Origin of the sequence: uncultured Rothia sp. (assembly GCF_963507905.1) — a bacterium.
In the GTDB taxonomy this organism is placed as follows: Bacteria; Actinomycetota; Actinomycetes; order Actinomycetales; family Micrococcaceae; genus Rothia.
This window is the reverse complement of sequence record NZ_CAUOUU010000002.1, coordinates 175346-189561: the sequence shown is the minus strand read 5'-3', so window position 1 is coordinate 189561 and position 14216 is coordinate 175346. Positions and strand designations below refer to the sequence as shown.

General features: G+C 60.8%; 11 protein-coding genes and 1 tRNA gene. All 12 read right to left on the bottom strand.

Annotated elements, in window-relative coordinates; translation table 11 throughout:
- Positions 1-213: 213 nt before the first annotated feature.
- The 12 genes from RQ593_RS02215 to RQ593_RS02160 all read right to left on the bottom strand — a co-directional run bounded on the left by RQ593_RS02215 (position 214) and on the right by RQ593_RS02160 (position 13809).
- Positions 214-1185, bottom strand: coding sequence for a cation diffusion facilitator family transporter (locus RQ593_RS02215; RefSeq protein ID WP_311449691.1), 972 nt, complete (start codon positions 1183-1185; stop codon positions 214-216).
- 112 nt (positions 1186-1297) lie between these two features.
- A tRNA-Ala gene (locus RQ593_RS02210) sits at positions 1298-1370 on the bottom strand.
- A 184-nt stretch (positions 1371-1554) separates the two neighbouring features.
- Entirely contained in the window at positions 1555-1992 is a 438-nt protein-coding gene (gene rsfS, locus RQ593_RS02205; RefSeq protein ID WP_005505774.1) for a ribosome silencing factor, read from the bottom strand.
- 66 nt (positions 1993-2058) lie between these two features.
- Entirely contained in the window at positions 2059-3153 is a 1095-nt protein-coding gene (locus tag RQ593_RS02200; RefSeq protein ID WP_311449690.1) for a sulfite reductase subunit alpha, read from the bottom strand.
- Positions 3146-3895 carry a nicotinate-nucleotide adenylyltransferase gene (gene nadD, locus RQ593_RS02195; RefSeq protein ID WP_294630889.1) on the bottom strand — a complete coding sequence of 250 codons (750 nt, stop codon included), beginning with the start codon at positions 3893-3895 and terminating at the stop codon, positions 3146-3148. The genes RQ593_RS02200 and nadD overlap by 8 nt, the downstream gene beginning before the upstream one ends.
- Before the next feature lie 371 nt (positions 3896-4266).
- On the bottom strand, positions 4267-5874 hold the full coding sequence (obgE, locus tag RQ593_RS02190; protein WP_296702916.1) for a GTPase ObgE: 1608 nt from the start codon (positions 5872-5874) through the stop codon (positions 4267-4269).
- A gap of 198 nt (positions 5875-6072) precedes the next feature.
- Positions 6073-6330: a 50S ribosomal protein L27 gene (gene rpmA, locus RQ593_RS02185; RefSeq protein WP_005505766.1), complete on the bottom strand. Its 258-nt coding sequence runs from the start codon at positions 6328-6330 to the stop codon at positions 6073-6075.
- Positions 6331-6370: 40 nt separating this feature from the next.
- Positions 6371-6682 carry a 50S ribosomal protein L21 gene (gene rplU / locus RQ593_RS02180; RefSeq protein WP_005505764.1) on the bottom strand — a complete coding sequence of 104 codons (312 nt, stop codon included), beginning with the start codon at positions 6680-6682 and terminating at the stop codon, positions 6371-6373.
- 528 nt (positions 6683-7210) lie between these two features.
- Positions 7211-11011 (bottom strand): Rne/Rng family ribonuclease, encoded by a 3801-nt coding sequence (locus RQ593_RS02175; protein WP_311449689.1) that lies wholly within the window; start codon positions 11009-11011, stop codon positions 7211-7213.
- Between the two features lie 610 nt (positions 11012-11621).
- On the bottom strand, positions 11622-11861 hold the full coding sequence (locus RQ593_RS02170) for a hypothetical protein (protein ID WP_005505761.1): 240 nt from the start codon (positions 11859-11861) through the stop codon (positions 11622-11624).
- 281 nt (positions 11862-12142) lie between these two features.
- Positions 12143-12805, bottom strand: a complete 663-nt coding sequence (locus tag RQ593_RS02165) for a vitamin K epoxide reductase family protein (protein WP_296547111.1) — start codon at positions 12803-12805, stop codon at positions 12143-12145.
- Positions 12806-13131: 326 nt separating this feature from the next.
- Complete coding sequence (locus RQ593_RS02160) at positions 13132-13809, bottom strand: TenA family protein (RefSeq protein WP_311449688.1); 678 nt, start codon at positions 13807-13809, stop codon at positions 13132-13134.
- Between the last annotated feature and the right edge of the window lie 407 nt (positions 13810-14216).

Here is a 14216-nt window from a genome sequence, read left to right as displayed (position 1 = left end):
GCGCTCATCGTTGCAGGCTACCGCGGCTACCAAACTAGAGAGTCTGCCCGCGAGCCTGTCAAAGTGTGTGGGTGAGGAGCACCTTTTGCTCCCTAAAGAGTGTATCTTTTGCGTGTTGAAGCCACCAAATATAACGGTCGGTACTCCCCCGCTATTTCGGCACGCAGACATCGTACACGCAAGGTTTTCAGGTGGCCTAGGGGTTCAGGTGGCTTACGGGTGGCGAACCGAATCCGGCTCGCGACCGCCCAGCTCGGCGGTCTCCAGCTGGAAGGTCGAGTGCTCCACCGACACCTCAAAATGGCTCGCCACACACGAACGGATACGGTCCAGAATCGCCACCGCAGAACCGTCACGGAAGCACGAATCGGCAACCACCACGTGCGCGGTCACCACCGGCAGACCGGTCGCCACCGTCGAAGCATGCACATCGTGCACCTCCACCACACCGTCAACACTCAAGATATGCTCACGCATCGCGTCCAGGTCCAGGCCGTCCGGGGTGAACTCCATAAGCACCGCCGTAGTCTGCTTCATCAGACGCGCCGCACGCGGCACAATCAGCGCCGCAATCAGCAGACCGGCAAGGGCATCCGCCTGGTAGAAGCCGGTCAGCCAAATCACGATAGCCGCCACAATCACGCCCAGCGAACCCAGGGCGTCATTGAGCACCTCCAGGAATGCGGCACGCATATTGAAGTTCGCGTTCCTCGCCGTAGCCAGTACCGCAATACCAATAGCGTTCGCCACCAGGCCCACCACACCAAAGATCAGCAGTTCGGTGCCGGGCACCTCCGGCGGGGCGAACAGGCGATGCACGCCCTCCACCGCCGTGTAGATACCCACCGCCAGCAGCAGCACCGACTGCCCCAGAGCGGCAAGCACCTCAATACGGCGGAAACCCCACGTGCGGCGGGAGGTCGCCGGGCGCGTCATCAGCGAAGCCGCAGCGAGCGCCACCAGCAGACCCGAGGCATCCGCCAGCGCGTGCGCCGTATCGGTCAGCAGCGCAAGACTTCCCGTGACCAACGAACCAATCGCCTGCGCCAACACAATAACAACCGCCAAGCTGAACGCAATCAGCAGGCGCGGGCGCATCGAGGCGGCATCCTCCGGACTCGGGGCATGCGAATGGTCGTGCCCATGGTGATGCCCGTGGTGGCCGTGATGTGTGTGCGCTCCCATGCGCTTCTCCTCAACTATGAACTGCGTTGTTGACTATCGAGAGTTATCGGCAGATAGCAAAATCGCCCGATTCACAAGAACCGGGCGAAAAGCTCCTCAACCGAGGAAAACGTGGAGATAAGGGGACTCGAACCCCTGACCCCCTGCATGCCATGCAGGTGCGCTACCAGCTGCGCCATATCCCCATATTCTGTTAGTGACCTCAACGAGGCAACATGAATATATTACACACACCACGGACAACGATGCAAACCAGCGCACCCAAAACTCCAAAAAAGTTCCCGGCGGGTAAGCAGGAAGGGCGGACCCCGCGGCACCATACAGCGCCACCAGAGCCCACCCCTCATCAGCTAAAAATCAAGCGGAAGCCTACGCCTCATCCTGAGCGGGAATGATGCGTGCAGCATCTTCCTCAGTCTCACCCTCGATATCGAAGGGAGCCTCGTTCTCAACGCCCAGCTCAATACGCGGAGCCTCAGCCCACAGACGATCCAGAGCGTAGAACTCGCGGTCCTCCTCATGCTGAACGTGCACGACAATATCGCCGAAGTCCAGCAGAATCCAACGACCCGAGGAACGACCCTCACGGCGAACCGGCTTCAGGTCAGCCTGCTCACGCAGAGCGTCCTCAACCTCATCCGCAACAGCGTTCACAAGGCGCTCATTGTGGGCAGAAACCACCAGGAAGCCATCAATCAGACCCATCGCGTCGGAAGCATCCACAGCGAACAGGTTAGTTCCCTGCTTCTCCTCCGCAGCGCGGGCGGCAATGCGCAGAGCCTCAATCGAGGACTGTGCAGCAGTCATATTTTCCTTCCTTGCCGGCAGAACACCCGCCGGCAGCACCCGCAACAGGGGTGCATTGTTCACGGCCTACTTAGGGCCAAAAATCATAATCAGACCAACAACGACCAGGGCGAGCAGTAGCACAATCCACAGCCACGCCAGGGAGGGCTTCTGTGCAGGCTGCAGAACCTCTTCAGTCTTCTCAACAGCGCTCTCAGAAGCAGAGTCTTCCCCAGTTTTCTTCGACTCAGTTTCCTTCGACGCCGCTTCCTTTGACTCGGCTTCCTTCGAAGCCTCAGCAGAAGCAACCGAAGCAGACTTCGACTCAGCCGGCTCAGACTCTTCATCCTCGGAGCCCTTGTCGGACTCCTCGGCAGTCTCCTCGACCAGTGCCTCTTCGGGATCCTGACGATCCACCATGCGCTGCAGCAGCTCCTCAACCTCATCCGGGCTCAGAGCAACAGTCGGGTCGCCGTCCACCGAATCTACGGTATCCCCTGCGGAGGCGCTATCCAGCACGCTCAGGTCAAGACCCTGCGCGTTCACCGCACTCACGCGGGTGGGCAGCTCGTCAGCCAGCTCTTCAACCTCAGCAACCTCAACGGCATCTTCCTCAACGGAAGCAACCTCGGTCTGCTCAGCCTCAACGTCAGAGCTGTCCAGCTCCTCAACCTTCGGCTCATCGCGCACCAGGTACTGGTGCAGCTCGGGTTCCGGCTTCTCCTCCTTGACCACGGCAATGACCGGGATCGAAGAAGTCATCGGGTTATTCACCGCGGAGGGGCTGGTCGCATCCACACGGTTCTGCGCGATCTCTTCGGGACGCAGAACACGCAGGCTACTGGTCAGAGGAGCAGGCTCGTGCAGCTTCTCCTCATCGTTAGCCTCAGTGTCAATCTTGCCCTGAGCCGCCAGCGCCGCAAAACGACGCTGAACAGCCAGAACCTGCGGGTCAATAGCGTTCGTATAAATCACGGAGCCCATGTTGGCAACAGGCTTCGCGGGCTCACCGCGGCGGGCCGCACGCAGGTACTCGGCAACTTCTTCACGGTAACGGGCAAGACGGCGCGGACCCATCACCTTGGTAGGCGGCGGCACCTCAATGCCGTCCTCGGTCACGTACGTCTCGTAGAGGTACGCTTCGTCCTCGCTATAGGGCTTCGAACCCGTAGCTTCACTCATGTGTTCCCTCATTATTCGTCGATTGGGGTGCCTGCCCAGACTCATCCTTCACGCGGGGCAAGCCGTCACGGTACGCCGTCAAGGCGTCCTTCTTGTACAGGCCGTACTTAGCGATGTACTGCACCACACCATCCGGCACCAGGTACCAGATGGGGGCGTCTTCAGCTGCGCGGCGACGAATATCGGTCGAAGAAATCGCCATCGCAGGAATCTTCAGGGTCGTAATATGACGACCCTCAGCCATCGGCGGATCCAGCTCATGATCGGGGCGGGTCACGCCCACAAAAGTCGCCAAATCCCACAGCTTATGGGCATTGCGCCAGGTCATAATCTGACTGATCGCGTCCGCACCGGTAATGAAGAACAGGTCAGCATCCGGGCGCAGGGCACGCAGCTCGTTAAGCGTATCAAAGGTGTAGGTGGCGCCGCCACGGTCAATATCAATACGGCTCACCGTAAAACGCGGGTTCGACGCGGTCGCAATCACCGTCATCAGGTAGCGATGCTCAGCGTCACTCACGTGCCGCTCCCCCACCTTCTGCCAGGGCTGACCGGTCGGAACGAACACAACCTCGTCCAGGTCGAACACGGCGGCAACCTCACTAGCTGCCACCAGGTGTCCGTGGTGAATCGGGTCGAAAGTTCCACCCATCACGCCCAGACGCACCCGACCGGGGGTACGTGGGGGAATCGACTCGGTGCTCGGAGCACCAAAATCAAGGTGAACAGGCTGGTCAGTCACAAATGCCGTCCTTGCTGGGGACAGAGACCGCACCACAGCAGCTTAAGGAGCCACCACAGGTGCGGATGCGGGCAGGTTACACAGAAGGTACGCAACACCGAAAACGGCCCGCGTACATTCCCCTCTATGCTACCTGCTTACGGTCAAAAAAACCGAAATGACGGGGGTGAGCTAAGCCGCCAGTGGAATACCCAGCCAGCACGCCCGACCACAGGCTCCCCGCAGGCTCACCCGCATAATCGCCCGCATATTCCGACGCGCACATCCGGCGCGAGAGGTAACCGCAGAGTACATAAGAAAGCGCCGCGCACCGGAGCAAACCCCGGTGCGCGGCACCAATCATCATCGAGGCAACAGCCAACGCCTAGCTACTAGTCGTCGACGTTCGGCATGTCGATATTCTCGTCGACCTTGCCTTCCTTCAACTTCTTGCGGTATTCAACCGACTCGGTCCACACGCCTGCAACACGCTCGGACTCCAGCTCGGCACGAGCCTCCGCCTTCGCGTCCATACGCTCCTTGTACTCCACACGCTTCTGCGCACGAGTCGGGCGAATGATCTCTTCCAGACGAGCGTCCGTACCACGCGGGGAGGACAGTAGCTCAGCGCCACCGACCATGGTCGGCTCCCAATCGAAGATCACCGAGTTGTCGTTCTCACCAATCACCACGGCGTCACCGGCACGAGCACCAGCCTTGAACAGCTCATCCTCAACGCCCAGGCGTGCCAGGCGGTCCGCCAGGTAGCCGACAGCCTCATCATTATTGAAGTCAGTCTGCTGAATCCAACGCTCAGGCTTCTCACCAATCACGCGGAACAGCGGCTCAAGGTTACGCTCCTCGCGGCGAATAATGAACTCCTGCTTCTTCTTACCGCGGAAGCCCTTCGGGCGAACCACAGGAGCCTCAACAACCACGCGCTCCGCTTCCTTCTCGGCAGCGGCACGAGCCTCGCGGTCTTCCTCAACGAGCTTTGCCATCGCAAAGATGAGGGGCTTCAGACCCTCATGGGAAGCCGTCGAAATCTCGAAGACCTTGAAGCCCATCTCCTCAAACTCGGGGCGAACAAACTCAGCCAGCTCACGAGCCTCAGGAACATCAATCTTATTGAGCACCACAATCTGCGGACGCTCATGCAGCGGCACGGTCACACCCGCAGTCGGGTCAACCTCATAGTTCTGCAGCTCGCCGCGAATCACCTCAAAGTCACTGATCGGGTCGCGGCCCGGCTCCAAAGTAGCGCAGTCAATCACATGCACCAGAGCCGAGGAACGCTCCACATGGCGCAGGAAGCGGTGACCAAGACCGCGGCCCTCCGAAGCGCCCTCAATCAGGCCCGGAACATCCGCCACAGTGTAGCGAACATCGCCCGCCTGCACCACACCCAGGTTCGGGATCAAAGTGGTGAACGGGTAATCAGCAATCTTCGGACGCGCCGCAGAAATCGCAGCAATCAACGAAGACTTACCCGCCGAGGGGTAACCCACCAGAGCCACATCCGCAATGGACTTGAGCTCCAGAACAATATCAGCCTCTTCACCGGGGGTACCCAACAGAGCAAAACCTGGAGCCTTACGCTTAGCCGAAGCCAACGCAGCATTACCCAGACCACCCATACCGCCACGGGCAGCAACATACTCGTCGCCCACACGCAGCAGGTCAGCCAAAACATTACCCTCGCGGTCCTTCACCACGGTACCCTGCGGCACGGTCAGAATCAGGTCCTCACCGTTAAAGCCGTGGTGCATATCACCACGACCAATATCGCCATTCGGGGCGTGCTGATGCGGGCTGTGGTGGTACTCCAGCAGGGTCGTGGTCTGGTTATCCACGCGCAGAATCACCGCGCCACCATTACCACCGTTACCGCCGTTAGGGCCGCCCAGGGGCTTAAACTTTTCACGTCGCACGGAGACGCAGCCGTTACCTCCGCGACCGCCAGATACATGCAAGACCACGCGGTCCACGAACTCTGCCACGGGTTCTCCTTATCTTGGAAAATCTTCACTTCGCCACCGCACGGCACACACCAATCATGCTGCGGATGCGGCGGCAGGCGCGACCGGGTTGGGGTGCGCCTCATCGTGGAGCCCAGCACAGGCGGGCGTCCACGGCATTCGAGGTCATAGCGAGAGGGGGTAGACTAACGCCTACCCCCTCTGCCCTAGCGGTGAGTATTACTCAGCTGCTGCCAGGATGTTAACGACCTTGCGGCCCTTGCGGGTACCGAATTCGACGGTGCCTGCTGCCAGAGCGAACAGGGTGTCGTCGCCACCGCGGCCAACGTTCAGGCCGGGGTGGAAGTGGGTGCCGCGCTGGCGAACGAGAATCTCGCCTGCGTTGACGGACTGGCCGCCGTAGCGCTTAACACCGAGGTACTGGGGGTTCGAGTCACGGCCGTTACGGGTGGAGCTTGCGCCCTTCTTGTGTGCCATTCTGTATTCCTACCTTAGGGTTGAATTCCGGTCGTTTCGATTACGCGTTGATAGCGGTAATCTTGACGGTGGTCAGCTCGGCGCGGAAGCCCTGACGCTTCTTGTAACCGGTCTTGTTCTTGTACTTCTGAATAACGATCTTCGGACCGCGCAGGTCCTCAACCTTCTCAGCAACAACCTTGGCGGAAGCCAGGGACTTTGCGTCAGCGGTGACCTTGTCACCGTCGACGAGCAGCAGCACGGGCAGCTCGATGGTGCTGCCGGGCTCGCCTGCAACACGGTCAAGGGTAACGAGGTCGCCTACGGAAACCTTCTCCTGGCGGCCGCCAGCGCGTACAATCGCGTATGCCACTATGGGACTCACTTTTCTCGACAACTTGCTTCTTGAATCTCACACGAATGAGCAGCCTGCGCTTTCATTGCTGTGCGCCCTCCCCCGCCAGTCAAATAACCGCGAACAAGGAGGAACGGCCCGTGCGTTCCGACGGGATTGCCCGCCGAAGCCAACACGCGAGGCTCACCGGTGGTGTCTCTCTCCCGCACGTTCCAAACTCAGCCAATCACTCGACCGCGCCGAAGACGATACGGGTGGGAGCGGTGTCTCCCGCTGGCCCTGCGTCGATAGGGCTTCACTGAGATAAACACCAGTCCTTAAGGATACGGCATGATCTACGCGCCGCGCAATAGATAATTTTGCGGAACGCTCGAAGTCGGCACGTGATGCTCCTCTAATACTGCACCGCACTCTTAATAGCGCCTTTAAAATGACGCAGCACACGCACAGAAAAAAATAGCCTCGGTAGGGAAGTTCCGGCTCACCCTACCGAGGCTATCTCATATACAACACACCATCGGAATTCCGATGATCGGAAGCTAAAGACTAATCGTCCTTACCTTCACGCTTAATGTCGGCAGCAGCAACGCCAATGCCGAACAAAACAGGGGCCGAAGCGTCATCAGACACCGGAGCCACATCCGCAACAGAAGCGGAAGCAACCACGGAACCCTCAGCACGCTCGGAAGCGTCTACGGTCACGACCTGAGCACCGGCACCGGCGCTGGAAGCCGCACGGCGAGTGCGACGCTTACGCGGGGTCGAACCGGGCACCTGAGCCGCAGGCTTCTGAGCCTCCTCAACCGGAGCCTCAACCGCTGCGGGAGCTGCGCCCACCACACCGGTCACAGCCGGAGCACCAATCACGCCGGTCACAACCGGGCGAGACTCAGACTTCTCAATCTTACCAGCATTTGCGGATGCCTGCTCAGCCGCCTGCTCGGCTGCCTTCTCAGCGCGCTTCTCATCAGCGGCACGACGAGCACGGCGGCGGGACGCACGCGGAGTCTCACGAACATCCTCAATGCGCAGGTCCTCACGCTCAACACGCTTGGAATCCTGAGCCTTCTGCACACCCGAGTTTACCTCAGCGGAGGTTGCCTCAGCGTTCTGCTGCTCGCGGTTCTGGCGCTTGGACGAACGACGCTCCTCCGAACGATCCTCACGGCCCGAACGGAACGACTCACCCTCAGTACGGGCAAGACGGCCAGCCTTCTGAGAAGCACGAGCCTTCGCCTCACCAGCGCGAATCGCCTCAAAACGATCCGAAGAGCGGGTAAAGCGCGGGTCGAGCTCCGGGTCAACGTGGTGCTCGTCCTCCAGCGAACCCGCGCCGGAACCCTCCACAGCGGCAATATCCGCATCGGTCAGCTCGCGGCGCTGGCGGTTACGAGAAGACTTCTTCTCGCCACGCTTGGACGAACGACGCTCCTCCGAACGGCCCTCAGCAGAGTCCTTCGAGGAATCCTCAGCGGACTCCTCCTCCACGCGGTCGAACGCACTCGCCAGCTGCTCCAGGGAGAAACCGCCCTGCTCACCAATCCAGTTGCCCTCGGTGACCTCAGCGACCTTGTCCTCACGCTGAGCAACCTCCGCGTGAGCCTGCTCGCTGGCAGCCTCGGCAATACCCTGAATCTCCTGCTCAAGCGAAAGCTCAGCGGTCTCCGCGCGGCGCGAACGCTTGCGGCGCTTACGCTTCTTGCGGGTCGAAGCGGTCTCCTCCGAAACTTCCTCGCTATGAGCGGATGCGGCAGCCACCGCAGCCATAGCGTTACGGCGCTCAGCCTTCTTAGACTCCAGAGCATCCTGCTTCTGCTGGTCACGAGAATCCTCGCGGGCAGCGGCACGGCTACGCTTACGGTCATTACGCTCATGGCGGTGGATGTAATCCGACGCGCCACCGCTACGACCGCTCAGCGGCTGATCGTGAACCACCAGGCCACGACCGGCGCAGTGCTCACAGGGCTCCGAGAAGACCTCAAGCAGACCGGTACCCAGGCGCTTGCGGGTCATCTGAACCAGACCCAGCGAAGTCACCTCAGCCACCTGATGCTTGGTGCGGTCACGGCCCAGGCACTCAATCAGGCGACGCAGAACCAGGTCACGGTTCGACTCAAGCACCATGTCAATGAAGTCAATGACGATAATGCCGCCGATATCGCGCAGACGCAGCTGACGGACAATCTCCTCAGCAGCTTCCAGGTTGTTCTTGGTGACAGTCTCTTCCAGGTTGCCGCCGCTACCGGTGAACTTACCGGTGTTCACGTCCACCACGGTCATGGCTTCGGTACGGTCAATCACCAGCGAACCACCCGACGGCAGGTACACCTTACGGTCCAGTGCCTTCGCCAGCTGCTCGTTGATGCGGTAGTGGTCGAAGAGGTCGTCGTCACCGTCCCACTGCTGCAGGCGGGAGACCAGGTCCGGCGCCACATAGGTCACGTACGCCTCGATGGAATCCCATGCGTTCTCGCCCTGAACGATCATCGCGGTGAAGTCCTCGTTGAAGACGTCACGCACGGTCTTAATCATCAGGTCGGGCTCCTGGTAGAGCATCTCCGGGGCCAGCACCTTGCGGGAGTTAGCCTTCTCCTGAATCTCTTCCCACTGCGCACGCAGACGGTTAATGTCGTGGGTCAGCTCCTCCTCAGAAGCACCCTCCGCCGCGGTACGAACAATCACGCCAGCGCCCTCAGGTAGCTTGTCCTTCAGAATCTTCTTCAGGCGAGCACGCTCAGTATCGGGCAGCTTGCGGGAAATACCGGTCATCGAACCACCCGGCACGTACACCAGGAAGCGACCGGGCAGGGAAACCTGGCTGGTCAGGCGGGCACCCTTGTGACCAATCGGGTCCTTGGTGACCTGAACCAGAACCGAATCGCCGGGCTTCAGGGCGTTCTCAATCTTGCGGGGCGCACCGTCCAGACCAGTGACATCCCAGTTGACCTCGCCCGCGTACAGCACAGCGTTGCGGCCGCGTCCAATGTCAACGAACGCAGCTTCCATGGAGGGCAGAACGTTCTGAACCTTACCCAGGTACACGTTGCCAATCAGGGAATCCTGCTGGGTCTTGGACACGAAGTGCTCAGCCAGCACGCCGTCCTCAAGCACACCAATCTGGATGCGGCCGTCCTTCTGACGAACCAGCATCTGACGGTCCACGGACTCGCGGCGAGCCAGGAACTCAGCCTCAGTCACGATGTGGCGGCGGCGACCCAGGGAGCGGGACTCGCGGCGGCGCACGCGCTTCGCCTCCAGGCGGGTAGAACCGCGCACACCGGTCACAGTGTTGGATGCGTGAGAGTCAGCCAGGCGCGGTGCACGCACCTTGGTGACGGTCTCAACGTCATCATCAACGCCGCCCTCAATCTCAATATCTTCGGTACCGCGGCGACGGCGACGGCGACGGTGGCTCGTCACCTCAGCCTCAGCAGCGGCCTCCTCGCGGCGGCGCTCCATGCGCTCCTTACGCTTCTGCTCCTCGGCAGCGGCGCGGCGTGCCTCACGCTCCAGCTTGGCGGCGACAGCGAGCTCGCTCAGCTCCTCCGGCTCGGGAGCCATGAACAGCGGCATCGCACCCATGGGGGTACGCGAGCGCAGCTCCTGCAGCTTTTCGCGCTGCAGGTCGCTAATGGTCTTGACGGGTTCGGGAGCTACTTCGGGCTCCTCAGCTGCGGGCTCCTCTGCAGACTCTTCTGCGGCGGGCTCCTCAGCAGCTGCAGCAGCCTCGGCGGGCTGCTCAGCGGCAGGCTCTTCAGCCTTCTGCTCAGCAGCTTCAGCGGTAGCCTCGGTCTTCTCAGCCTTCTCAGTCTCAGCCTTCTCAGCCTTTGCGGGGGTTACGACCTCAACCTTGGCGGTCTCTTCCTTCACCTCAACGGCAGGCTCGGCAGCGGGCTCAGCAGCAGCGGGCTCAGCAGACTCAGCGGCGGGGGCAACAACTTCCTCCACCTTCGCGGTCTTCTCGACGGTCTCGACCTTAGCGGTCTTCTCCTCAACAGCAGGCTCAGCCGCCTTCTTCTCGGCAGCCGCAAACAGGCTATCCAGAGTAGAAGCAACCTCGGTCTCAGACGCAACGGGAGCGGCAACCTTCGGTGCCGGCGCGTGCTTAGCCTTCGCGTTACGCAGGTTGGTCAGGCCAGCAGCAATCGCCTCATCCAGGGGAACCTCAGGAGCCTTCTCCTTCTTCGGGCGACCCGGACGGCGGCGCTCAGTACCCTGCTGGGCGTCAGAGCTCTCACGAACATTCTTACGCAGAGTTTCACGGGTCTCTGCAGAGGCGTTCTTCTCCTCCGCGAGGGCGTTCAGCGCCTCAAAAACCCCAAGTTCGACGTTCTTCTCGTCAGACATTAATCTTCTTTCGTTACACCCTGCTCCGCACCGCAAGGATTTTAACAGCGCGCATACAGCGCAAAGCCTAGTTGCTGCCACCGCGGCTCAAGCCTCACCCTACGGTGCGCGTTCATCGGCGCTTCAGTCGAGCACTATCTCGTTCAGTGCTTCTGCCGTAGGGGGCGAGCGGGCGGAACGCAGAGCGCGCCGCGACGGTCACAGCCACCTCGCTCTCGAGCACGGCACGCTCACACCCTTCCTGGGTGCCCTGCCGGTCTTCGGGTTTCTTCGCCGAGGCGGGCGGCCCGCGCGGTGCGACAGTTATGCTCCGCGGCTTATAGCCGGCGCTCTTCGGGTACTCTCCCTCGATGCGTTGGTGGGGATCTTTATGCGCGTGCGGGGCGCACAAGACACCGTGTTCCATTATACCCGGTAGAGGGTACCTCTAAGCCACCCCTGCGCCCATTCCGGGCATCACTTCCCGACAGGATGCGCGGGCACATTACTGCGGGCACCTTGCGGTAGGCACATTGCCGCGGGCACACTGCGGCGGGCGCATGGCGGGTACAGCAAAGCCGGGCGTGCCACTACGCACCACCCGGCTTCAAAAACTTTCACAGAGGAGGGGCTAGTCCAGACCCAGCTCCGCATCGCGCGCCTCACGAGCCTGCTGAGCAAGCTTCGGGTCGGTCGGCAGGTACTCCGGACCGGAACCGGTCGCAAACGGAACACCCAGAATGAAAACAAACGGAGAAACAACCAGCAGAATCACCCACAGCAGCGAGAAGTGACCGGCAGTCAGCAACAGCAGGGCAGTCAGAAAAATAACGGCAGCAGCGCCCATTGCGGCAATTCCGGCAGTCTTCACGGTTCTCCTCGAAGGGGTATCAAGAATCTAGTGTCCAGCAGAACGGCAGGCAGTCAACGCCGCAGGCAAACCCCGCGGACGGATCCGGCTGACGCCGCTCAAGAATATACCTGACCATTATACGCACCCGCGCCGCCTCCCCGCTGACTTCGCTACCCGGGTCACCGGCGCCTCCCCCGCTACCCGCTGCATTCTACCGGCACAATCCGCTCATCACATTCCGCTTGCGGGTACAGCAACGCCCCGGCACCAACAGGCACCGGGGCGGTACAGTTCAATGCTTAGCGCATCATATTCACAATGACCTCAAAGAAGCGGATCACAATAATGCCGAAAATCAGGATCAACCACAGGCTAATCGCAAACCACGACCAGCCGCGAGCGCTCTCACGCATCGACTGCGACGCCGGGATAACACCCACCGAAATATTGCGGACCGTGGTCTTCACAAAAAGCGTGATGGTCATAATCCACACGATCATGCAGAACAGGCACAGGGCGTTAATCTGGAACGTCGTCTGGTACCACAGCCACATGATGAACGCGGTCGCAGCCGCCAAACCAATGTCCATGCAGACCCAGAACCACTTCTTGAACTGTGCACCCGCCATCATCGCGGCGCCGATAGTCACCACAATCGAGAAGCCCACCAGGCCAATGAACGGGTTCGGGAAGCCGAAAGCCTCCGCCTGCGGGGTGCGCATCACCGTACCGCAGCTGAGCAGGGCGTTGATATCGCAGACCGTGGAGTGGCCGGCATCAATGTAAATCTGCAGGCGCTCATACACCAGAATCGCCGAAGAAATCAGCGCAATCAGACCCGCGCCAACCAGCCAGAATCCGAGCTGTCGATCCGAGTAGCCAGCCCGGGTTCCCCTGCGCCCCTGCTGCTCTTTCTTCTCAGCGTGGTTGGGCTCGGTAGTACTCGATGCGGCGGTACTCATACGACTCCTTTAGATAGTGTGTTTCACCTCGTGCAGTAGCGGGTACGTACCGGCGCGGCATAGCCAGCACCCCGGAAGCGGTACCCCATTTATCCTAGCCTCTCACAACACCAAATGGCACGCCATCAACCTATATGTTCCGTTTTATGACGTGCTATTTTACGCAGATGGGTGCGTTTTCTGAGCTTTTTCGGGGCACTTTCAGGGCTCGTTCGGGGCGCTTTCGAGGTGTCTTCAGGAAGTCTTTAACGCGCGAAAACCCCCGGGAGGCGCCCGCAATTCAGCGGCGGGCGGAACCTTTCCGGGGGTCTCCTCAAATGCATTACTTAGGGCAGCGGGTGGGTGTACGAATCGTCAAAGAACTGCTGCTCCAGCTCCACCGCGCGGCTAAAGAACTCGCGGGCAGCCTGCGCATCCGCCGGGCCCACACGGTCCAGCTCACGGCGCAGGAAATCAACCAGCTCACGGAACTCCGGGTAGTCGTGCAGGCTAATCCACTCGTGGTGCACAAACGAATCCGGGCGCTTGGCCGGACCCTTCGACGCCCAGTCCAGGTACAGGCCCTCGCAAACCACCAGCACCGACAGGATCGCCGCGTAGCTGCCGCTCGCCGCAGCGTCGAGGAAGAGGCGCTTGAAGCCGGTGGTCGCCTCCGTATCGGGCATGGATTCACGCTGATGCTCGGTCACGCCGAGAGTCTCAAAGCAACGCAGGAAATAGGTGTTCTCGTCACCGGCGATTTCACCGGCGAACTGCGCCAGGCGCAGGCGGCCCGCGAGAGTGTCAGCGTTGGCAATAGCGCCACCAATGAGGGCGAGGAACGTATCAAGGAAGCGGTAGTCCTGCACCAGGTAGCCCGCCATGACCTGCGGGGCGATCGAGCCGTCAAAAAGCTCAGCAACAAAGCGGTGATTCGTGGCGGAAAGCCAGGTGGCAATGTTCTCCTGGCGTAGGGACTCGGTGAACGAATCGGTGCCGATCAAATCGGTGAAGGGTGCGGGCATGATGGGTGCCTTTCGCTATGTGGCATACCGTCGCTGGTATGCGTATGTGTGCGGGTGTGTTGGTGCGGCCTCGAACGTTGGGGCCGGCGCCTCAGTGAATATAGCACCGTGCCGGGCAGGCGCGCCCGGTTTTGCGCCCCCGGTGCCCACAAATTTTCGTTATTTTCGATTTTTGGGAGGGTGGGGGCGGAACATGCCGAAGAAAATCGGGCGATTGGGGTTAGGTGAGAGCCCCTGGGAACGCGTGAGGGAACGTGGGTTCGAGTGGGGTTCGAGTGGGAGCGCGAGGGCAGAGGCAAAAGACAGAAAGGCGGAGGCACAAAAAGGCTGGGTGCGAAAAAGCGGGGCACCGCTCCCCCAGCCGGTAATACTAGCCCAGTAAAACCAACCGGAGAGCGGCACCCCGC